21 protein-coding genes and 1 pseudogene are annotated in these 20,456 nt (G+C 37.7%); 17 read left to right on the top strand and 5 right to left on the bottom strand.

Annotated elements, in window-relative coordinates; all coding sequences use genetic code 11:
• Positions 1-13: 13 nt before the first annotated feature.
• Together J2S06_RS08110 and J2S06_RS08105 are read right to left on the bottom strand one after the other, a co-directional pair.
• Positions 14-490 carry an IS66 family transposase gene (locus tag J2S06_RS08110; RefSeq protein WP_419152041.1) on the bottom strand — a complete coding sequence of 159 codons (477 nt, stop codon included), beginning with the start codon at positions 488-490 and terminating at the stop codon, positions 14-16.
• Positions 491-922: 432 nt separating this feature from the next.
• A complete protein-coding gene (locus J2S06_RS08105; RefSeq protein WP_419151954.1) occupies positions 923-1,063 on the bottom strand; it encodes a hypothetical protein in 141 nt (46 codons plus the stop codon).
• A 132-nt stretch (positions 1,064-1,195) separates the two neighbouring features.
• On the opposite strand from J2S06_RS08105, the gene gmd reads away from it, so the two are divergent.
• The 16 genes and pseudogenes from gmd to J2S06_RS08025 all read left to right on the top strand — a co-directional run bounded on the left by gmd (position 1,196) and on the right by J2S06_RS08025 (position 17,697).
• Positions 1,196-2,167 carry a GDP-mannose 4,6-dehydratase gene (gmd, locus tag J2S06_RS08100; RefSeq protein WP_419151953.1) on the top strand — a complete coding sequence of 324 codons (972 nt, stop codon included), beginning with the start codon at positions 1,196-1,198 and terminating at the stop codon, positions 2,165-2,167.
• A gap of 2 nt (positions 2,168-2,169) precedes the next feature.
• Positions 2,170-3,117 carry a GDP-mannose 4,6-dehydratase gene (locus J2S06_RS08095; RefSeq protein ID WP_419151952.1) on the top strand — a complete coding sequence of 316 codons (948 nt, stop codon included), beginning with the start codon at positions 2,170-2,172 and terminating at the stop codon, positions 3,115-3,117.
• A 330-nt stretch (positions 3,118-3,447) separates the two neighbouring features.
• The gene (locus J2S06_RS08090; RefSeq protein WP_419151951.1) at positions 3,448-4,824 is read left to right on the top strand and encodes a sugar phosphate nucleotidyltransferase; all 1,377 of its coding nucleotides are present in this window, start codon (positions 3,448-3,450) and stop codon (positions 4,822-4,824) included.
• A 186-nt stretch (positions 4,825-5,010) separates the two neighbouring features.
• On the top strand, positions 5,011-6,540 hold the full coding sequence (locus J2S06_RS08085; RefSeq protein WP_419151950.1) for an oligosaccharide flippase family protein: 1,530 nt from the start codon (positions 5,011-5,013) through the stop codon (positions 6,538-6,540).
• 312 nt (positions 6,541-6,852) lie between these two features.
• A complete protein-coding gene (locus J2S06_RS08080; protein WP_419151949.1) occupies positions 6,853-7,128 on the top strand; it encodes a sulfotransferase domain-containing protein in 276 nt (91 codons plus the stop codon).
• Positions 7,043-7,336, top strand: a complete 294-nt coding sequence (locus J2S06_RS08075; protein WP_419152046.1) for a hypothetical protein — start codon at positions 7,043-7,045, stop codon at positions 7,334-7,336. The genes J2S06_RS08080 and J2S06_RS08075 overlap by 86 nt, the downstream gene beginning before the upstream one ends.
• 108 nt (positions 7,337-7,444) lie before the next feature.
• Positions 7,445-8,600 (top strand): annotated as a pseudogene (locus tag J2S06_RS08070) (IS3 family transposase).
• A 322-nt stretch (positions 8,601-8,922) separates the two neighbouring features.
• On the top strand, positions 8,923-10,098 hold the full coding sequence (sat, locus tag J2S06_RS08065; protein WP_419152040.1) for a sulfate adenylyltransferase: 1,176 nt from the start codon (positions 8,923-8,925) through the stop codon (positions 10,096-10,098).
• Positions 10,099-10,115: 17 nt separating this feature from the next.
• Entirely contained in the window at positions 10,116-11,897 is a 1,782-nt protein-coding gene (locus tag J2S06_RS08060) for an SLC13 family permease (RefSeq protein ID WP_419151948.1), read from the top strand.
• Between the two features lie 16 nt (positions 11,898-11,913).
• The gene (gene cysC / locus J2S06_RS08055) at positions 11,914-12,513 is read left to right on the top strand and encodes an adenylyl-sulfate kinase (protein WP_419151947.1); all 600 of its coding nucleotides are present in this window, start codon (positions 11,914-11,916) and stop codon (positions 12,511-12,513) included.
• Positions 12,514-12,575: 62 nt separating this feature from the next.
• The gene (gene cysQ, locus J2S06_RS08050) at positions 12,576-13,394 is read left to right on the top strand and encodes a 3'(2'),5'-bisphosphate nucleotidase CysQ (RefSeq protein ID WP_419151946.1); all 819 of its coding nucleotides are present in this window, start codon (positions 12,576-12,578) and stop codon (positions 13,392-13,394) included.
• 45 nt (positions 13,395-13,439) lie between these two features.
• On the top strand, positions 13,440-14,828 hold the full coding sequence (locus J2S06_RS08045; RefSeq protein ID WP_419151945.1) for a sugar phosphate nucleotidyltransferase: 1,389 nt from the start codon (positions 13,440-13,442) through the stop codon (positions 14,826-14,828).
• A gap of 56 nt (positions 14,829-14,884) precedes the next feature.
• A complete protein-coding gene (locus J2S06_RS08040) occupies positions 14,885-15,982 on the top strand; it encodes a hypothetical protein (protein WP_419151944.1) in 1,098 nt (365 codons plus the stop codon).
• A gap of 73 nt (positions 15,983-16,055) precedes the next feature.
• The gene (gene galE, locus J2S06_RS08035; RefSeq protein WP_419151943.1) at positions 16,056-17,027 is read left to right on the top strand and encodes a UDP-glucose 4-epimerase GalE; all 972 of its coding nucleotides are present in this window, start codon (positions 16,056-16,058) and stop codon (positions 17,025-17,027) included.
• Positions 17,028-17,160: 133 nt separating this feature from the next.
• Entirely contained in the window at positions 17,161-17,499 is a 339-nt protein-coding gene (locus J2S06_RS08030; RefSeq protein ID WP_419152039.1) for a VanZ family protein, read from the top strand.
• A 90-nt stretch (positions 17,500-17,589) separates the two neighbouring features.
• Positions 17,590-17,697, top strand: a complete 108-nt coding sequence (locus tag J2S06_RS08025; protein WP_044747468.1) for a putative holin-like toxin — start codon at positions 17,590-17,592, stop codon at positions 17,695-17,697.
• Between the two features lie 406 nt (positions 17,698-18,103).
• Here the strand turns inward: J2S06_RS08025 and J2S06_RS08020 are convergent, their stop codons facing one another.
• Positions 18,104-18,370: a hypothetical protein gene (locus J2S06_RS08020; protein ID WP_419151942.1), complete on the bottom strand. Its 267-nt coding sequence runs from the start codon at positions 18,368-18,370 to the stop codon at positions 18,104-18,106.
• A 218-nt stretch (positions 18,371-18,588) separates the two neighbouring features.
• Between J2S06_RS08020 and J2S06_RS08015 the strand changes: the two genes are divergently transcribed.
• Positions 18,589-18,987 carry a hypothetical protein gene (locus J2S06_RS08015; RefSeq protein ID WP_419151941.1) on the top strand — a complete coding sequence of 133 codons (399 nt, stop codon included), beginning with the start codon at positions 18,589-18,591 and terminating at the stop codon, positions 18,985-18,987.
• Between the two features lie 523 nt (positions 18,988-19,510).
• Here the strand turns inward: J2S06_RS08015 and J2S06_RS08010 are convergent.
• Both J2S06_RS08010 and J2S06_RS08005 read right to left on the bottom strand, forming a co-directional pair.
• Positions 19,511-19,669 carry a hypothetical protein gene (locus J2S06_RS08010; RefSeq protein ID WP_419151940.1) on the bottom strand — a complete coding sequence of 53 codons (159 nt, stop codon included), beginning with the start codon at positions 19,667-19,669 and terminating at the stop codon, positions 19,511-19,513.
• Entirely contained in the window at positions 19,666-19,872 is a 207-nt protein-coding gene (locus J2S06_RS08005; RefSeq protein WP_419151939.1) for a hypothetical protein, read from the bottom strand. The genes J2S06_RS08010 and J2S06_RS08005 overlap by 4 nt, the downstream gene beginning before the upstream one ends.
• Positions 19,873-20,456: the final 584 nt, after the last annotated feature.

Here is a 20,456-nt window from a genome sequence, read left to right as displayed (position 1 = left end):
ATTTGGATGAAACTCATATTTGTGACCAGTAGCTTTTGTATTGCACATGGCAACCAAAAGGGAAACAGGTAGGAATTTCCTTGGAAGTATGCCAAGTATGTTGTATGTATGAGGGGCGTTCATACATTCTTTCATACTGCCGAGCCCGTTCGTCCTGTTCTACCTCCTGTTTTATCTCGAGCAGAAGATCCATCAGGACTTTCGCCCATCCATGTTCATGGATCTCCCATAGCGATTGAAGTTCACGGAGAAGATGGACATTACATAATGCATGTTGGGCTTGGGGATACCGAAAATATGGCTTCCATGCGTCATGCATCATCGTTCCCCCCGTAAAGGGAAAGAAGCCCAATAACTCCATCGCTTCCTTGCCTCGTTTTGGATGGCAGACATACCACGTTGTTTGATCGTTGCTTGCGACATGAAGCCAGTTCCGTTTTCCCTGTACCTGAAAGCCTGTTTCATAGACGTGAAGAACGTGGGAAGTCAGTAAAATACCTCATGAAGAAGGGAACGAATGCCGGCAAGACATCCGCCGGCCTCCCGGTTAATCTTCACCAGCGTCCCTTCGCTAATCCGGTGATCAAAGACATCTTGGATCAGCTCTGCCGTCCGACGGTAAGGAAGCAATTGATACTGCATTAGATAGACAAGCAGCGCTTTGACTCTTGGTCCATATTGTACCGGGCTAGTGACGTGGGCAGGAAATCTGCTTGGTGAAGACGATGGCAATGGGGACATGACTTGACTTCGCATTCGTGCTGGGTGACTTCCACCGGCAGCGCCGAGAGATCCCATACTTGTCGGGTAAGGCATCGATGTATGCCCCCGATGTCCGGCCTACCCACCGGGACGTTTGCCGGTTTTCTTCCGCAAGGAGGTTCAAGGGCGAAACAGATCTGAAGAAGGAGGCAAATGGCTGTTAGAACAGTTTTTTCCGTGCGTGTTTCGAGTTGTTCGACCCGTGCTTGTAATTGTGCGATTTGATTCCATAATGTTTTGACTCACTGTACACCGCCTGCGGTCCCTGATGATAAACGGCTAAAATTTGTTCTTCTTTCATCGTCTTCACCTCCTGTTCATGTGTGATACTTCTAGTTTGGACAGGAAATAGTTGGACGCTGAATAGTTACAAAAAATTAAGCGGGATTTATATAATCAAATTGGTAGATAATATCATAGGAGTGGTTACCTTATGAAAACAGCATTTATTACGGGTATTACAGGACAAGATGGTGCTTATTTAGCAAAGTTATTACTAGAAAAGGGATACAAAGTCCATGGTTTACTTGCACGTCGTAGTACTAATACTCTTTGGAGATTAGAGTATTTAGGAATTGAAAATGAAGTTGAATTGCATGATGGGGATTTAACAGATGTAACATCATTAATCCGTATTATTAGTAAAGTTAAACCAACAGAGGTATACAACTTAGGTGCTCAAAGCTTTGTGGGAACTTCTTGGGAACAACCTATTTTAACGGCAAATGTTACAGGTGTAGGTGTATTAAATGTTTTAGAAGCAATTCGATTAGTAGACCCGAGTATTCGATTTTATCAAGCATCTACAAGTGAAATGTTTGGATTAATTCAAGAACCAATGCAATCTGAAAAAACTCCATTCTATCCTCGAAGCCCATATGGTGTTGCAAAATTGTTTGGTCATTGGATTACTGTAAACTATCGAGAAAGCTTTAATATTCATGCATCAAGTGGTATTTTATTTAATCATGAATCACCTTTACGTGGAATTGAATTTGTAACACGAAAAGTAACAGACGCAGTAGCGAGAATCAAGTTAGGTAAACAAAAAGAATTACGATTAGGAAATATTGATGCAAAGAGAGATTGGGGTTTTGCTGGTGATTATGTAGAAGCGATGTGGTTAATGTTACAACAAGATATACCAGACGATTATGTAGTTGCAACAGGAAGAACAACTACAGTTCGGGATATGTGTAAAATTGCTTTTGATTATGTAGGCTTAAATTATGAAGATTATGTTGTAATTGATCCAAAATTTTATCGTCCAGCTGAAGTAGATGTACTTTTAGGTAATCCTGAAAAGACAATGAAGAAGTTAGGGTGGGAGCCAAAAACATCATTAGAAGAATTGATTCACATGATGGTAAATGCGGACTTAGAACGTGTTAAAGCAGGTAGATAATAATGAGAATACTTGTTACTGGGGCAAGTGGTTTTGTTGGCAAATGGCTTGTAACAGAGTTAATGGATAGAGGACACGAAGTCATAGCTGCAGTAAGAAAACATAATTCTTTCCTAAAACATGTAAGGCAAGTTAGATTGGATTTATTAAATTATGAGAATGTTAAATCTGTGTTAAGATTAAGTAAGCCAGATGCCATTGTGCATCTGGCAGCTCAAAGTATGGTAAAAAAAGCTTGGGAGAATCCTTCTGAAACAATCCAAGTAAATGTCATTGGGACGACTAATCTTGTCCAAGCAGTCAAAGATGTAGTTCCTCCTTATGCTAAAATTATCACTGTCGGTTCTAGTGAAGAATATGGGTTGACAGCCAAAAGTAAAATGAAACTTACAGAAGAGGATAACTGTTTACCTCAGAATCCTTATGCAATTAGCAAATTGGCTGCTGGACAATTAGCCATTCAACTGGCTAAAAAAGAAAATTTAAATGTGGCTCATTTAAGACCATTTAATCATTTTGGCCCTGGTCAGCGTGAAGGGTTTGTTGTGAGTGATTTTGCTTCTCAACTTGCGAGACTTGAGAGAAGCAAAGGTTCGACTATTTTTGTTGGTGATCTTAGTGCACAACGCGATTTTACTGATGTGCGTGATATAGTAGATGCTTATGTTAAAGTAATAGAGAAGGAAGTACCGACAGGGATTTATAATATATCCTCAGGTAAGGCAACTCCTATTAGCGAGATTCTAAATATTTTATTAAAGCATGTTCACGTTCCTATTGAAGTATCTATAGATTCTGCCCGTTTTCGACCTGCTGAGGTCCCTGTTTTTGTTGGAGATTCTTCTAAAATACGAAGATTGATTGGTTGGGAACCAAAAAGAAAACTTGAGGATAGCTTAATAGAAACTCTTGAATGGTGGCGTACTATAATAAAGAATGAGGTACTCTAAATTGATTACAATAGTGTACTTTTTGGTTATTTAGAGTAATTTTCATACTCATATGATTGGTGCACGATATAATGAAAAATTAGCGAATAAACGTGAGAATATTGGAACATTAAGCTTACTCCCCAACACCATATGAATAGAGGTGAAGGGGAGTTTTTTACGCCAATGATTCGAACCTAAAGATAACTATTTGAATCATTGAAGAGTTTGTTCAAGGATTGCTAGTGTCTACCAGATTGTCATAATATTTGCGATAAATATTTGATCATAAGTGAGCAATTTATTGAGGTAATTAAATATGCTATATGATAAAGGGGAGTTATAAGAAACATGAATCTTGTGTTACTTTCCGGCGGCTCGGGCAAACGCCTTTGGCCATTATCAAATAATGCCCGTTCAAAGCAATTTTTAAAGGTTTTGGAAAATAAAAATGGTGAGCTGCAGTCAATGGTTCAGCGTGTCTGGGGGCAGTTAGAAAATGTCGGTCTTGCTGATTCCGCTGTGATTGCTACAAGCAAATCACAAGTCGATATGATTCAAAGCCAATTAAGTCATGATGTACCGATTATCATTGAACCGCTGCGGCGCGATACGTTTCCAGCGATCGCCCTTGCATCGGTTTATTTGTATAGTGTCGAAGGAATTCGTTTAGATGAAGTTATTGCGGTGTTGCCTGTCGATCCATATGTAGAGGATCGCTTTTTTCATCGAGTGAATGATTTAGAGAAAACCGTACTGGCAAGTGGGGCAGATTTGGCGTTAATCGGTGTCGAACCGACGTATCCATCGGCGAAGTATGGTTATATTGTTCCAGCTTCCCAATCTAATGAAAGTGATTATTTAAGAGTAAGCCATTTTATAGAGAAGCCAGCCGAAGAAAAAGCAGCGAAGTTAATTGAACAAGGTGCGCTTTGGAACTGCGGTGTGTTTGCTTTTAAGTTGGATTATATGATTTCATTATTAAAAGAAAAGGGGCTTCCGATTCAATATGATGAGTTGTTGAAGCAGTATGAGCGGCTTCCGAAGATTAGCTTTGACTATGAAGTAGTGGAAAAAGCACAACGTATTGTCATGTTGCCTTATGACGGCGATTGGAAAGACCTTGGGACATGGAACACGTTAACAGAGGAAATGGCAACGAGCCAAATTGGGAAAGGTGTTATTAGTGGCGATTGCGAGAATACTCATCTGATTAACGAACTTGATATTCCTGTGACTGTCTTAGGGGTATCGAATGCGATTGTAGCGGTAAGTCCGGACGGAATTTTAGTTTCCGACAAAGCTGCGAGCCCTCGAATTAAAGAACTGGTGGACGATTTTGACCAGCGTCCAATGTACGAAGAACGCCGCTGGGGTTGGTATCGGGTATTGGACTATACAAAGTTAGAAGATGGACGAGAAGTATTAACAAAACGAATTGGCGTTGCGGCAGGGAAAAATTTAAGCTATCAAATGCATCATCATCGCAGCGAAATATGGACGATTATTAAGGGAGAAGGTGAATTTGCCTTTAACGGTGAAATTCGCCACGTAAGACCGGGGGATGTACTTGAAATTCCTGTCGGTGCAAAACATGGAATTAAGGCGATTACTGATTTAGAGTTTATTGAAGTGCAAACAGGAACGAAATTAATTGAAGAAGATATTATTCGCATTTATATGACGTGGGAAGGAGTAGAAGAGAATTGTTTGTCTACCAGTAAATAATTTCTTTAGCTGTTGGAAGATTTCTCTTCTAATAGTTCTTTAATTATCGCTGTTGCTAGGAGAAAAAAGTGTTTTTATTGAGCCCCGTTTTTCAGAAGTACATGAGGGGCGGGACGAAGTTATGTGGTTTGTATGGATATAACATTATAATGCTACAGCTAAATTATTTAAGAAAGGGAAATACATTTGGAACAAAAAAGAATTCTAAATAAACAAGACAATATGTTCTTAGGAGCCGGCTTGTCATTTGTAGGCCGCGTTTTAAGTAGTCTTCTTGGTTATTTTAGTTTAATTATTACTGTGAAAATTGTTGGTGCGTTTGATTTTGGTCTATATAATATAGCACTCTCTATCATTGCATTTGTAAATATTCTTTCTGTATTTGGATTTGAAAATTCCTTGCTAAGGTACATTCCGCTGTGGAAGCAGAAAGGCAAGCAATATTTAGAGCAAAAGTTAAATTTAAGCATCGCGTTTGTAATCTTGCTATCTTTTGTTTTTACATTATTGCTTATTTTTGTTTCCTTTCCTATAGGTAATCTTTATAATAGTTTTAAGTTAAAGTATGCTTTAATAATAATGGGACTAAGTATCACTTTTAATACATTTATTGTTGTAAGTCGGGCTATAAACCAAGCTTTCTTTTACTATAGAAGAGCTATAGTACCTGAGGATTTTATTAGACCGATCAGTATGTTTATTTTGTTAGTAATTCTCTGGACATATAGTTATTTCACCGGAGAGCAATTAAATTTTTTGTTAATAGCTGTATTATATTTCTTTAATACTATATTAAGTTTTGTATACGCAATTAAGACGTTAAGGTTAACTCTTAAGGAAGAAGAGCTTAAATTTTCTGTTAAACTGAATAGTTTTAAGCTTGAAAGAGAGTTAATTCAATATACCTTTTACACTTTTTCAATAACACTTATATTACAGTTTTCTTACACTTTTACCGTCCTCATTCTAGGAATGATCTTATCACCTACAGAAGTTGGCTACCTTAGTTTATCGTTAAAAACGGTTTCTTTTGTTAGCTTTATATTAATAGCTGTCAATAAAGTTTTTGGACCTCGAATTGCAGATTTATATGCCAAAAATCAAATAAATGAACTGCATAAACTTTATAAAGAAACTGTTAGATGGATACTAACTTTCGGAACTCCAATCTGTTTATGGTTAGTACTTGAAAGTAAAAATATATTGCATTTTTTCGGTACAGATTTTGTTAAGGCAAGTGCGAGTCTTATTATTTTGTCAATTGGGGAATTTGTAAATATCGCGGTAGGTTCTGTCGGCTATATATTAATGATGTCTGGAAATGCCGCGTTAAATTTGAAAGTTAATATTTTTTCATTAATAGCCACAATAATATTAACTATTGTGTTGACTCCGATTTTAGGTGTAAACGGTAGTGCGATCGCAATTTCCTCAGGAGTCATATTAACAAATTTATTAAATTTAATGTTTGTAAGAAAAATGATTGGTATTTTACCTTACTCTAAAAAACAATATACTATAGTTGCATCAATTATTTTAAATATTTTTTTCTATTGGTTTATTTCTAATACCGTTATTCATAATATGATTATTTCTATGATTAGCATTTTTATTATTCATCTAGTTATTGTTATAGTTTTTGGATTAAACAAAATAGAAAGGAGAATGATTTTGAACTTCTTAAAAAATTCAAAGCTGCGAGGTAAATTCGTATGACAATGCCTAATTTTTTAATTATAGGAGCTGCCAAATCCGGAACAACTTCACTGTATCATTACCTAAAGCAGCTCCTCAAATCTATTTAAGCCCTATTAAAGAGACAAATTTTTTTGCATTAGAAGGCTCAAATGTAGATTTCAAAGGACCTGAAGATGAAATTCTTAAAGAATTTTCTATCACTAATATTGACGATTATCGTCTCTATTTAAAAACGTTACGGTTAAAAAGGCAATTGGTGAGGCTTCTCCACTTTATTTATGTAGCAAAAAGGCAGCAATAGGGATAAAGAAATATATTTCTAATGTAAAAATGATTGTGATTTTAAGGAATCCGGTTGATAGGGCGTATTCCCAATATATGCATTTCGTTAGAGACGGTAGAGAAACTTTATCTTTTCAGGCTGCTCTTGAGAAGGAGCAGAAAAGACTAGAAAATAATTGGGAATATGCTTGGGGGTATAAGAATCTGGGATATTATAGTGCTCAATTGAAGGTTTATTTTGAACTCTTTGATCGAAGACAATTTAAAATATTTTTGTACGAAGATAAAAGAAAATCCAAAACAGTTGTTAAGGGAAATATTTGATTTTCTCGGGGTAGATAACGAGTTCATTCCTGATATGTCTACAAGATTTAATATTTCCGGTATTCCAAAAAACAAGTTAATTCATAAAGACAGTGTAATAAAAGACTTGTTTAAAAGGATAGTGGCTAATCAAGAAACACGAAGAAAATTAAAAGAGCGAATTATGAATCGGAATTTAGCTAAACCTACATTGGTTAATTCAATATGACAAAAATTAATCGAAGAATTTAAAGAAGATTGATGCTAGTATAAATTCATGGACACATCTAAGTTAAGTTTCCATAGACCATAATGAAAAATGAAAGGATGTGTCCTTATGGGTAACCAAAATAATGGCAAAAAGTTTAATGATGATTTCAAGAAAATGGTTGTTGATCTTTATCACTCTGGTCACTTAGTGAAAGATTTAAGTAGCGAATATAGCGTATCAGAAGTAACGATTTATAACTGGATTAAAAAATATTCTCCTATTAGTTTGGAAGATGGATCTCGTGTTACTCCAGATGACTTGGCTCAATTAAAAAAACAGATTCGTCGGCTTTAGGAAGAAAATGAAATATTAAAAAAGGCTATGGCCATATTCGCGAGAAAGTAAGTCAATCCGAGCTCATTTCTTTCATTGATCAACAGAAAGAACAATATCCCATTCAAACACTTTGTGATGTATTAGAGATTCCTAGAATTACGTATTATCAATCTTTACATCATGTTGAATCTAATCGTGAACGTGAAAACAAGGAATTAAGAAAAAGAATTTTGGAAATTTATGAAGAAAGCAAACAGCGCTATGGTGCACCCAAAATTCATTATATCCTTCGAAAGGAAGGTTATGTGGTAAGCGTAAAAAGAGTCCAGCGTTTAATGAAAAAAGCTGGTATTCGTTCGATTGTAACGAAAAAATACCGTCCATATTCTAGTAAAGAGTAGGTAGTAGATCGCGAAAATCTGTTAAACCAAGATTTCACAACCACAACCATCAACGAAAAATGGGTGACGGATATTACATATATTCATACTTTAAAAGATGGTTGGTGTTATTTAGCTTCTGTACTCGATTTACACTCTAAGTAGGTAGTTGGCTATTCCTTTTCACGTACGATGACGACAGAATTAGTGATAAAGGCTTTAAATAATGCGTATGAGACCCAAGCTCCCAAAAAAGGACTTGTCATTCATACAGATTTGGGTTCTCAATATACAAGCGAAGAATTTGCCAAATATGTTCTTTCCAAAAACATGAAACAATCGTTTAGTCGAATAGGTTGCCCATACGATAATGCTTGTATAGAGTCCTTTCATGCCATTCTGAAAAAAAAGAGGAAATTCACCATTTCAAGTATCTAGATTATCAATCAGCTAAAAGATTTCTCTTTCAATATATAGAGGGTTGGTACAACCGTAAAAGGATTCATAGTAGTTTAGGCTATAAAACACCCCAAGAGTTAGAAGACAGCATCCGGAAGATAGTCTAGCTCCAAAATGAAGATTGTGCACCTGCTTTATATGGAGTGGCGGGCATGATAGCCTTGTTAGGCGATGCCGATGTTTATAACAGCTGGCTTCTCGGCAGGAGAATCATGCCCGCAGAGGCTCCATGTCAAGCACCACCGCCTTCGCTCTTTTATCGAGCAGGCACCAAATACAAATTAAATTTTGTGTGTCCAAAAATTTGTCATAAGTCCAGATATTTTACAATTACAAGATTTAATTAACCGTGACTTATCTTCTTGGTTAAAGTAATTTTTGTCGTTGTTAAAGTTAATGTGTTTTAAGGGGGAAATGGTATTGACTACAATGACAATTGAAAAAACTTATTTGATTGCACCACATGGTGGAGTACTTATTAATCGCGAAGTGAAAGGAAAAGAAAGAGAAGAACTTTTGTCTAAAGCAGAAAAAATGCCACATCTTACACTCTCCGCATGGAGCCTTTCCGACCTCGAACTAATCGGCATTGGCGGCTTCAGCCCGTTGACTGGATTCATGGGTCAAGAAGATTATCTTCGTGTTGTCAACGAAATGCGCCTTGCGAATGGTTTGGTTTGGAGTATTCCTATTACGTTACCAGTAACAAAAGAAGAGGCTGACCAATTCGAGATTGGAGAAGAAATTGCTCTTAAAGGTGAAGATGGTATTATTTACGGAACGCTTAAGTTAGAAGAAAAGTATACATACGATAAAGAATTAGAAGCAAAAATGGTATATGGCACAACGGATGAAGCACATCCGGGCGTAAAGAAAGTATATGAAAAAGGAGAAGTGTATTTAGCGGGTCCAATTACATTATTAAATCGTCCAGCTCATGATCAGTTTAAAGAATTCTACAAAGATCCTAGTGAAACTCGTGTAATGTTTGCCGAGCTTGGGTGGAAAACAGTTGTTGGGTTCCAAACACGTAACCCAGTGCATCGCGCGCATGAATATATTCAAAAATGTGCGCTGGAAATTGTGGACGGATTGCTTCTAAATCCGCTTGTTGGGGAAACAAAATCAGATGATATTCCAGCACACATTCGTATGGAAAGTTATCAAGTGTTACTTGACAATTATTATCCGAAAGATCGCGTGCGTCTTGTGATTTACCCTGCAGCGATGCGTTATGCTGGTCCGCGTGAAGCAATTCTTCATGCGTTAGTTCGTAAAAACTATGGTTGCACGCACTTTATTGTTGGCCGTGACCATGCAGGTGTTGGCGATTATTATGGAACATATGACGCACAAAAAATCTTCGATAACTTTACAAAAGAAGAGATTGGTATTGAAATTTTAAAATTTGAACACAGCTTCTATTGCACAAAATGCGGCAATATGGGAACAACGAAAACATGTCCGCATTATAAAAAATATCATGTACATTTAAGCGGTACGAAAGTGCGTGAAATGTTGCGTAACGGCATTAAGCCACCAGCAGAGTTTTCACGTCCTGAAGTAGCAGAAGTATTGATTCGAGGAATGAGAGAGACTAATTAAAAGGAACGGAAATCCTTATGACGTTGGAAATCGGCTTCGTTTTATTGATGGTCGTGTTAATGTTGGGCGGGCTTATGTTGGAAGTAGCCCGCCCTGATATGATTGTGTTTGTTGTGTTAACGGTTTTTTTATTGACAGGTATATTAACGTCCGAAGAAGCATTAAAAGGTTTTTCGAATCAAGGAATGTTGACAATTGCTTTATTATTTATTGTTGCCGGGGCGGTTCAGAAAAGCGGTATTATTGACCGTGCCTTAGCGAGACGATTGAAAAACAGCAAATCGATTCCAAAAACGATGTTGCGCGTATTTTTACCTGTCTCTGGATTATCAGCTTTCTTAAATAACACACCGATTGTTGTCGCATTAACACCGATTCTTCGCAAATGGTGTGAAGAAAATCAAATATCACCTTCAAAATTTCTAATCCCTCTATCCTATGCCACGATTTTAGGTGGGACGATTACACTAATGGGAACGTCCACCAACCTTGTAGTACACGGTTTAATGTTGGACAATGGCATGGAAGGATTTTCTTTATTTGAATTAGGGATTGTTGGGATACCAATTACCATTGTCGGGCTTGTTTATCTTATAACGATTGGCTATCGATTATTGCCAAATAATAAAGGAATGAAAGAAACGGTTCAGGAGCATTCGCGTGAATATTTAGCTGAAATGACGGTTACTTCTGATTTCCCGTTTCTCAATCAATCTATTCAGGCTGCAGGATTGCGTCAATTAAAAGGATTGTATTTAATTGAAATTATTCGCGGAAACGAAAAAATTTCTCCGGTAAAGTCAACAACAAAAATTCAAGAAGGAGATCGTTTAATCTTCACCGGCTTGATTTCGACGATTGCAGAGCTTCAGAAAATAAAGGGACTTACATTAGAAACCGGGACAAATTTGACACTAGATTCATTAAAAAATGGAAATACACAGTTAGTTGAAGCGGTTGTGTCGCATCAATCGACACTTTTATATAAAACGATTAAACAAGTGAGATTTAGAAGCAAGTATGATGCAGGGGTTATTGCTGTGCATCGAAACCGTGAAAGAATTAAAAGTAAAATAGGGGATATTGTTTTAAAACCGGGTGATACGTTACTTCTCTTATGCGGTTCTGATTTTATTGATAAATTTAAGCAATCGAATGATTTTTATGTGGTTACGCCTCTTGATACGCCTGCTGTATTACAAGAAGATCCGAAAAAAGGTTGGATTGCGATAAGTATTCTTGTTGCGATGATTCTTCTTGTGACATTTGGAATACTTTCCATGTTTAAGGCAATGAGTTTAGCGGCTGTTTTATTATTGCTTGCGAGAGTGATTACGCCAGAGGAAGCAAAGCAGTCCGTGCAATTCAATGTTCTTTTATTAATCGCCAGCTCCTTTGGAATTGGAACGGCGATGATCAAAACAGGGGCAGCAGAATGGATTGCAAATGGGTTGATGAAAATAGCTGAGCCATTTGGATTAGTGGCTGTATTATTTTCTATTTATTTATTGACTAATATCTTTACGGAGTTAATCACAAACAGTGCGGCAGCTGTTATGATGTTTCCGATCGCAATGGAAATAGCAAAGAAAATGAGCATTGATCCAACTGGACTAGCTGTATTAATTACCATTGCAGCATCCGCAAGCTTTATAACCCCAATTGGTTATCAAACTAATTTGATCGTATATGGTCCAGGAGGGTATAAATTCACCGATTATATAAAAGTCGGAACACCACTTAGCATTATTGTAATGGTTATATCCATTTGGATTGTTCATTTAGTATGGATTTCATAAAAAGGAGTTAGGATGAATGAAAGCGACAAACATTGTTTGGCATCACTCAAAGGTAACAAAAGAAGACCGACAAAAGTTAAATGGCCATAAAAGCGTTGTACTATGGTTTACCGGCCTCTCAGGTGCTGGGAAATCAACGTTATCGGTGGAAGTTGAAAAAGAACTTCATCAACGAGGTATTCGCACGTATATTCTTGATGGCGACAACATTCGCCACGGCTTAAATAAAAACCTTGGCTTTAGCGCTGAAGACCGAAAAGAAAACATTCGCCGTATTGGTGAAGTATCAAAATTAATGGTCGATGCGGGGATTGTTACGTTAACTGCTTTTATTTCTCCATACCGTGAAGACCGCGACATGGTTCGTCAACTTCTTGGTGAAAAAGAGTTTATTGAAATCTATGTGAAATGTAGTTTGGAAGAGTGTGAGAGACGCGATCCGAAAGGCTTGTACAAAAAGGCACGTGCTGGTGAGATTAAAGGGTTCACAGGAATTGACGATCCATATGAAGCACCAGAAAATCCAGAATTAGTTGTTGAAACGGACAAGCAAACATTAGAAGAGTCTGTAAAGAAAGTTATTACTTATCTTGAAGAAAAAGGGTATATTAACTAATATTGGATTAAGGTCACTTATCGTAAGTGGCCTTCAAATTTTTATGAAAGAGGTCTTTAATTATGTTGGAAAATATTCAATTAATCGATTTATTAAAGATTTCGTTAGATGCCGGAAAGGAAATTTTACAAGTGTATGCAAATGACTTTGATGTAGAAAGTAAAGAGGACCAATCTCCTCTGACATTAGCTGACAAAAAGTCGCATGAAACGATTGTTAAGGGACTAAGCTCTTTATATCCTGATATTCCTGTTTTAAGCGAAGAAGGAAAATCGATTCCATATGATACCCGTAAAGAATGGGACTATTTGTGGCTGGTTGATCCGTTAGATGGAACAAAGGAATTTATTAAAAGAAACGGAGAGTTTACGGTTAATATCGCCTTAATTGAAGAAGGAAAGCCAGTTGTAGGCATGATTTACGCGCCTGTGTTGGATACAGCATATTTTGCGAAAAAAGATATCGGCTCTTTTAAACTTGAAAATGTGAGTACAGTAGAGGTACAAGACGATTTAGCGCTTGTGAATGTTTCTGTAAGACTCCCACTTGAAATAAAGAAAGAAAAAGTATCGGTTGTGGCTAGTCGTTCACATTTGTCGCCAGAAACAGAGGAATATATCAATCAAATTAAAGAGAAATATGGTGAAATTGAGATTACTTCCGCTGGTAGCTCGTTGAAACTATGCCTAGTTGCGGAAGGAAAAGCGGATGTATATCCACGGTTTGCCCCAACAATGGAATGGGATACGGCTGCTGGACAGGCGATTGTAGAACGGTCGGATGGAGTAGTTTTAAATATCGAAACAGGTGTTAACCTAACTTATAATAAAGAAAATTTATTAAATTCTTGGTTTATTGCAAAAAGGAATTTTAATATTTAACCAAATTTAATGCTATTTCCAACATATTGGAGGTTTCTGTTTAATATGAAATTAGTCCTTTTATCCGGCGGATCTGGCAAACGCCTCTGGCCTTTGTCGAATGATACGCGTTCGAAGCAGTTTTTAAAAGTGTTGGAAGGAAAGAATGGCGAGAAGCAGTCGATGGTGCAGCGGGTGTGGGGGCAGTTGGAAGCAGTTGGATTGGCTGAATCTGCGGTGATTGCCACATCGAAGATGCAGCGCGATATGATTCATCGCCAATTAGGAACGGATGTGCCATTGATTATTGAGCCGGAGCGCCGCGATACGTTTCCAGCGATTGCGCTTGCGGCTTCTTATTTATATACGATCGAGAATATATCAGAAGATGAAACAGTAGTCGTTTTGCCGGTGGATCCATATGTGGAAGATTCTTTCTTTCAAAGAGTCAAAGAATTAGAGAATGTTCTTGAGCATTCGAATGCCGAGCTTGCGTTAATCGGTGTAAAACCAACATACCCTTCTTCTAAATATGGATACATTGTTCCTAAGGAAAAGGCGGAAGGCGCAGAATATTTTGTTGTGAATCACTTTACAGAGAAGCCAAGTGAAGAAAAGGCGCAAGCGTTAATTGCGATGAATGCTTTTTGGAACTGTGGGGTATTTGCCTTGAAATTAAAATATTTAGTCAATCTTCTAATGGAGAACAGCATTCCGCTTCATTTTGATCAGCTTTCTAATCAATATAGCACATTGCCAAAAATTAGCTTTGACTACGAGGTAGTCGAAAAAGCTGACCATATTGTCGTGCTTCCGTATGATGGTTATTGGAAAGATCTTGGTACGTGGAATACGCTGACAGAGGAAATGACAACAAATCAAATTGGGAAAGGCGTATTAGCGGAAGATGTGGTGAATACCCATTTGGTGAATGAATTAGACATTCCTGTGACGGTGATTGGTACAAAAGATCTTGTTGTGGCAGCAAGCCCAGACGGAATCTTGGTTGCCGATAAAGCTTCCAGTCCAAAAATTAAAGATTTAATTAACGGTTTTCATCAGCCGCCAATGTACGAAGAGCGGATTTGGGGCTGGTCGCGCGTTCTTGACTATGCGAAATATGAAGATGGTGAAGAAATGGTAACGAAGCGTATTTGTATTCATGAAGGGAAAAACTCAAGCTACCACTATCATAATTTACGTGATGAAGTATGGACGATTGTTCGTGGTGAAGGGGAACTTGCGTTAGATGACTCTATTACTCGTGTAAAAGCAGGGGATATCATTCACCTTCCGGCAGGGCGAAAACATGGTATTCGGGCGATTACGGAATTAGAGTTTATTGAAGTACAAACAGGTTCTGGTATTAGTGATGAAGATTTTGTGCGGCTTTATTTTAATTGGGACGATGTCATTCGTCACTTCCAAAAATCAAAATCAAAAGTGATTTCTTAATTGGCGGGGATGGTTCCCCGCTTCTTTTTTTATTTCAATAGAAAGGCTTAGGCAAAATGAAGACGATTGCGTATTACATTTCTGATTACGGTTTTGGGCATGCGGCAAGAAGTGTAGCGCTTATTCGCCAGTTGTTGAAGATGGTGAAAGATGTAAGAGTGATTATTTGCCACTCTTTTGCCCTTCAGTTTTTGCGAGAGTCTTTGCAGGGTGAGAATCGAATTGTGTTTCGCACGCTGGAAACGGATATTGGTTATGTGTTGCGAAAAGATTCGATTGAGCCGGATATCGAAAAATTGATCGTTGAATATGAAAAGTATTTGAAAAAGTGGAGCTCCCTAATTGAACAAGAACGAGATTATCTACAGACAAATGGGATAGATTTCGTCATTTCCGATATTTCTGCTTTTCCGTTTGAAGCGGCGTACATGCTAGGAATTCCTTCACTTGGTATATCCAACTTTACTTGGCATACGGCGTATCAAGGATTAATTGCTGATTCGCTGCTTCTTGAGCCTTTAAAAGAGGCCTATGAAAAAATGACGTATTTTTTCTCTCTAGCGGGCAGTCAAGAGCCAGATTGGGGAATGCAAGGAACGAAGCAGTTCGGCTTTTTTGCCAGAAACGTAGATAGCAATGAAGTTAATAGGATCAGAAAATTTGTGAATCCAACTGGCGATCAGTTCGTTGTTTTCTTTGGGCTTGGGATGAAAATTGATATCGAACAATTAGAACGCCTGCCGATTTGGGATAGCCCTAATTGTACGTTTATCGTTTCATCCAATGTTCAAGTGCAAAGGCCAAATGTTTTTTCCATTCCAAAAGACTACATCGAATCACAACATTACATTGCTGTAGCGGATTTAATCATTTCAAAGCCAGGTTGGGGAATCGTTAGTGAAGCAGGATGCGCTTGTAAGCCACTATTGATTTTAGATCGACAAATGATGAAAGAAGATCAACATACGATTTCGTATTTAAAAGAAAATCATTTATGCAAGACAATGACATGGAACGAATTACACCACTTTGTCATTAACGAAGAATTCGCCAATGAGTTGAAGAGTCCACATACACATGATAGTGATTTTCTTGTCAATCAAGCAGATATCATTTCAAAAGAAATTTTGCAAGTGTTAAGAACTAAAAATTAAGGGGTTTAACCATATGAAACAACCAATCTTAAAAAATTTTGACAATACGACGTATTAAATTGGGGGATTGTCTATGATTCTTGTAGTTGGCGGCGCCGGTTATATCGGCAGTCATTTAGTGAAAGAGTTAGTGGAAAAAGAGCAAGTCATCGTCCTTGATAACTTATCTACCGGTCATCGGTATTTAGTGGATGATCGCACGGTGTTTGTGCAAGGGGATTTAGGGAACAAAGCGGACCTTGAGCCGATTTTTGAAAAATACCCGATTCAAGCCGTCATGCATTTTGCGGCGAACAGCTTAGTCGGCGAATCGGTCGTTCATCCGCTCAAATATTATCAAAACAATGTCGCGGCGACGTTAACCTTATTAGAAACGATGCTGAAATATAATGTGAAAAACTTTATTTTCTCCTCAACCGCGGCAACGTATGGGATTCCGAATGTCGAATTAATTACCGAAGATTGCCCAACGAATCCGATTAATCCATACGGCCGCTCGAAGTTAATGATTGAACACATTTTAGCAGACTTTGCTTCTGCGTATGGTCTTAACTATGTCGTCCTTCGCTACTTTAATGCGGCCGGGGCGCATGAGTCGGTGGAAATTGGCGAAGACCATAACCCGGAAACGCATTTAATTCCGATTATCTTGCAGCATTTGTTAGGCCAGCGCGACAAAATTTCTGTCTTTGGTACGGACTATGATACGCCGGACGGAACATGCATCCGCGATTATATTCATGTCACCGACTTAGCGAAGGCACATATTTTAGCGCTCGAAGCCTTATTGTCAGGCAAAAAGAAAACCGCTGTCTACAACCTTGGCAACGGTTTAGGCTATTCCGTCAAAGAAGTGATTGAAACGTGTGAAAAAGTAACTGGTCGTAAAGCCATCATCGAATATACCGCCCGCCGCCCAGGCGACCCGGCCCGCCTTGTCGCCTCATCGCAAAAAATTTACGAAGAACTCGGCTGGAAAGCGGAATATTCGTTGGAACAAATCATCGAAAGCGCATGGAAATGGCATAGCCGAAATGTGAAGTAAATAGAAAGCCTCCTGCTGAATCATTTCAGCGGGAGGCTGAATTTGTTTTTAAAAGGAATAGAAGAGATCAATAGGTGATTACATGAAAAACAAATGACTTGTCTGGGGATTTGTTCTTCTATGGTGCGGTCTCATTTATTACTTTATAGAATCCCTGACTTGTAATAGTGAACATACCGCAAACATGCTCGGTGAAATTGTACAAAAATCGCCATTCAGACATCTGGACAATATAAGTGATGGTTTCTTCTCCGGGAATTACATCGTCCGCAAATTGGCGCATCTTTCTGTTTTCGGTGTGCTTGCTTTTCTGGCATGGAAAGCGATGTCTCCCCATCGTTTTGCTTGGCGCATGGGGCATTGCCGTTTTATGCGCGATTTTCGACGAATGGCACCGCTCGAAGTTTGTCGCCAAATTGATAGGATAGCAGAGAAGGAGAGCTTGAACAGCTCTCTTTTTTTGATTGAATAGAATTTGCAATGGAAAAATGCTAGAATCATAGTAGCAACTACATAAGCAGGGTGGGCGGTTGGCCACTTCCCGGTGAAGGGAGGTGGGAAAATGACGACATACGAAGCATTAAGTCTAGTCGCTCAATTCAGTCTAGTGCTGATAGGAGTGCTAACATTGATTGTTACGATGGTCGTCTATATAAACAAAAAGAAGTAACCGCTCCCCCACGACCAATGGATTAAGACGGTTACTCCTTTTCGGTAATCTCTGATTTAATTGGGTCAGCCGCTCTTCTTGCGGCATGTAGTTGCGCTGACCGGGTGTTCGCCGCACTCGGTCTTTTTCATTTTATGTTTTTCTTACGATTATTATACACATAACAAGGTGTATGTTCAAATTTTTCGGGATGCGTGCACTGTGCCTCCTGCTGAATGGGTGTAAGCGTGAGGATTGGTTTTTACGTATAATTTGATTGATGGGAATATACAAGTAGACATAAGTTAAGACGTTTAAGTTAGATAAAAAAGCGGTTCAAGTATAAATAATATATGTCGCAAAATTAATCTGTGTATATAGATGTTGAACAATTATCTTTATAATCAAGCGAAAAAAATCTTTATATTTATCCATTTCCCTGACTCCTTAAAAGTTCATCGAGCCGTTTATTCCACAACTGGGGAAGAAGGGCTGGTGAACTAAGTACATATTTGATCAACTTTTTTTGATTTTCTAAATGCAGCTTAATAAATTTGGAATGGCCGCTGTCCAAAAGCTTGCGAATGGATTGGATTTGTTGTTGGGATAGTTGTTTATTTAATGCGCGTTGGTAAAGGTTATCTACAATTTCTTCATTTAACCAATGATAGTTTTTGTTTAATCTTCCAACCATGTTTAAAGTTTCCCTGCTAGCCGGTTTTCCTGAAGTTTCGTTTAGGTATTGTATACTAAATCCTCTAGATCTTCAATCGTCGCATAGCTGGCTGCATATCGAATCGCTTGAAATTCTAAGGCTTCTTTTCGCCCTTCAATATCACGGTTGCTTGGCTAAATAGTAATAATGTTGATATTACTTGTTTTAAAATAATTCCCTACAAAATAAACGATGAAGTGTTCTTAAATATTGAAAAGGTTTTGCCCCTTAATACCTATCGAGATTATTATGTAAATTTCTTAGAAAGTCCTTTAAAAAGTAGCACGAAGAAAAAAGGTATCTCACGAAGATCACTTCCTAAAATTAATGATATGCTTGAATGGGGCGTTGTTAAAGCTGGTGATACAATTGTTGCAAAAGGTCGGGAAGAAGAAGCTAAACTATTGGCCAACGGAAATGTGGAAGTAAACGGTGAAGAAATATCCATGCAAAAATGGTTAAAAGACCTTTTTGGCTGGAATAGTATCCAAACATATGTATTTGCTGTTCATAAGGAAACAGGAAAGACACTATCTCAAATTCGTGAGGAGTATATGGAGAAAGAACTTTCTGGGGCCAGTCCCCCGCCACGTTAATACTGTAAAGTGGTGAGGGACTGGCCCCATATAGAAAGAGGATAGGTTAAAACAACAGACCTGACTTTAATTTTTAATCATTCTTAAGGAGTATTGGTTAAGCTTTATTTTTTGGAAAATCTCGTTTTAGTTGATCAAGCCACTCTTGTAGCAATTGTAGTTCTTTTTCTGCTTCAGTTCCCTTTAGCAAGTATGTTACATCAATAGAATCAAAATGGCTGCTTAATAGTTTAAAGGCCCATATTTGATCCTCTTCTGATTTCCAATGAACCCCAGCTCGTAATCGATCTAATATAATATCTTCAATTGAAATTAAGTAGACAAAGTGGTTTTCATCTATAACAACTTTTTTAACTCGATTATAATCGCCAGCTAAATGATTATCTGGAATTTCAATAGCAATTTCTATTTCTTCATGGAAAAAATGACGACCTTCTTTCTGAAATCCTAAAGATAAGAGAATGTTTTCTATTTTTTGATATCCATCGGAAACAAAGTCAATATCTCTTGTTGAGTATTCTTGCTATGTATAAATTTCAACAGATAAGCCACCGACAATAATAGGTTTTATATTATATGGATCTAGTAGTTGTGTAACGATAGAAGCTGTTTTAAGCATGGCTTCATACTTTGGCTTATCTCGTAATGATTTCAATTCTACTTTTGCTTTATGGATGTTCATTGTCTATTAAAACGAGCCAAAATTTTTGCTTCCGTTGGATCTTTTGGTCGTACCCTTCCACGATTCAAATTTTGGTTTTCAATTTTTGATATTACTTTATTGACTACATGCTCATATTTTTTACGGTTTTGAAGTGCTCTTTTTTCAATTTCTTTTAATGTGAGAGTGTTCATTCCTTCATCACCCTTACGTTTTCCTTTCATATACATATACCTCTCAACTTTTTGACAAAGTATATGTATATGTTTTACTAATTATAACATATTTATTCCCATCTTTGGACGAGGGCCTGTCCCCTTGGACAGAGGGCCATTCCCCCACCACGTTAATACTGTAAAGCGGTGAGGGGAAGGCCCCATTTTCAGGAATTCTCCTTATCATGGAGGATTAGGACAGGACTACCTTCCTTCTACTATTGATAAGGGATCGCTCAGAAATACTTACCATAGATTGAATTTGTTCCTGTTACTATGCAAGACTTCTGTTTCCTTTCTTGACCAAGTCTCCTGTATCAACCCTTTTTATATCTGATAGTGATAGTATTTTTATTTTAGATAATGTAGATGAGCAAATTCCCTAACATATATTTACATCCAAACAAAAAAGGAGACAGGAATCCAACTTCTTGGTTAGAATAGATGCGCTACCAACTACCTACAAGGATGTTCATGTCTCATGAATAGATTAGCACATCATCAAGGAATCCACTATTTTTCATAACGTTTTGTCATTTCTCTTGTTTCCTATCATATTTATGTCCTTTATTAGTCCTATGAAGGACCTTTCT

This window comes from Bacillus alveayuensis (assembly GCA_030812955.1).
GTDB classification, from domain to species: domain Bacteria; phylum Bacillota; class Bacilli; order Bacillales; family Aeribacillaceae; genus Bacillus_CB; species Bacillus_CB alveayuensis.
Note: the sequence above shows the minus strand (reverse complement) of the source record. Positions and strands in the feature narration are given on the sequence as shown.

Excerpts from the sequence above, each read along its gene's own strand:
- J2S06_RS08105 (WP_419151954.1), bottom strand. The coding sequence starts at position 1,063 with ATGAAAGAAGAACAAATTTTAGCCGTTTATCATCAGGGACCGCAGGCG.
- gmd (WP_419151953.1), top strand. The coding sequence starts at position 1,196 with ATGAAAACAGCATTTATTACGGGTATTACAGGACAAGATGGTGCTTAT.
- J2S06_RS08095 (WP_419151952.1), top strand. The coding sequence starts at position 2,170 with ATGAGAATACTTGTTACTGGGGCAAGTGGTTTTGTTGGCAAATGGCTT.
- J2S06_RS08090 (WP_419151951.1), top strand. The coding sequence starts at position 3,448 with ATGAATCTTGTGTTACTTTCCGGCGGCTCGGGCAAACGCCTTTGGCCA.
- J2S06_RS08080 (WP_419151949.1), top strand. The coding sequence starts at position 6,853 with ATGATTGTGATTTTAAGGAATCCGGTTGATAGGGCGTATTCCCAATAT.
- sat (WP_419152040.1), top strand. The coding sequence starts at position 8,923 with ATGACAATTGAAAAAACTTATTTGATTGCACCACATGGTGGAGTACTT.
- J2S06_RS08060 (WP_419151948.1), top strand. The coding sequence starts at position 10,116 with ATGACGTTGGAAATCGGCTTCGTTTTATTGATGGTCGTGTTAATGTTG.
- cysC (WP_419151947.1), top strand. The coding sequence starts at position 11,914 with ATGAAAGCGACAAACATTGTTTGGCATCACTCAAAGGTAACAAAAGAA.
- cysQ (WP_419151946.1), top strand. The coding sequence starts at position 12,576 with ATGTTGGAAAATATTCAATTAATCGATTTATTAAAGATTTCGTTAGAT.
- J2S06_RS08045 (WP_419151945.1), top strand. The coding sequence starts at position 13,440 with ATGAAATTAGTCCTTTTATCCGGCGGATCTGGCAAACGCCTCTGGCCT.
- J2S06_RS08040 (WP_419151944.1), top strand. The coding sequence starts at position 14,885 with ATGAAGACGATTGCGTATTACATTTCTGATTACGGTTTTGGGCATGCG.
- galE (WP_419151943.1), top strand. The coding sequence starts at position 16,056 with ATGATTCTTGTAGTTGGCGGCGCCGGTTATATCGGCAGTCATTTAGTG.
- J2S06_RS08025 (WP_044747468.1), top strand. The coding sequence starts at position 17,590 with ATGACGACATACGAAGCATTAAGTCTAGTCGCTCAATTCAGTCTAGTG.
- J2S06_RS08020 (WP_419151942.1), bottom strand. The coding sequence starts at position 18,370 with ATGGTTGGAAGATTAAACAAAAACTATCATTGGTTAAATGAAGAAATT.
- J2S06_RS08010 (WP_419151940.1), bottom strand. The coding sequence starts at position 19,669 with ATGAACATCCATAAAGCAAAAGTAGAATTGAAATCATTACGAGATAAG.
- J2S06_RS08005 (WP_419151939.1), bottom strand. The coding sequence starts at position 19,872 with ATGAAAGGAAAACGTAAGGGTGATGAAGGAATGAACACTCTCACATTA.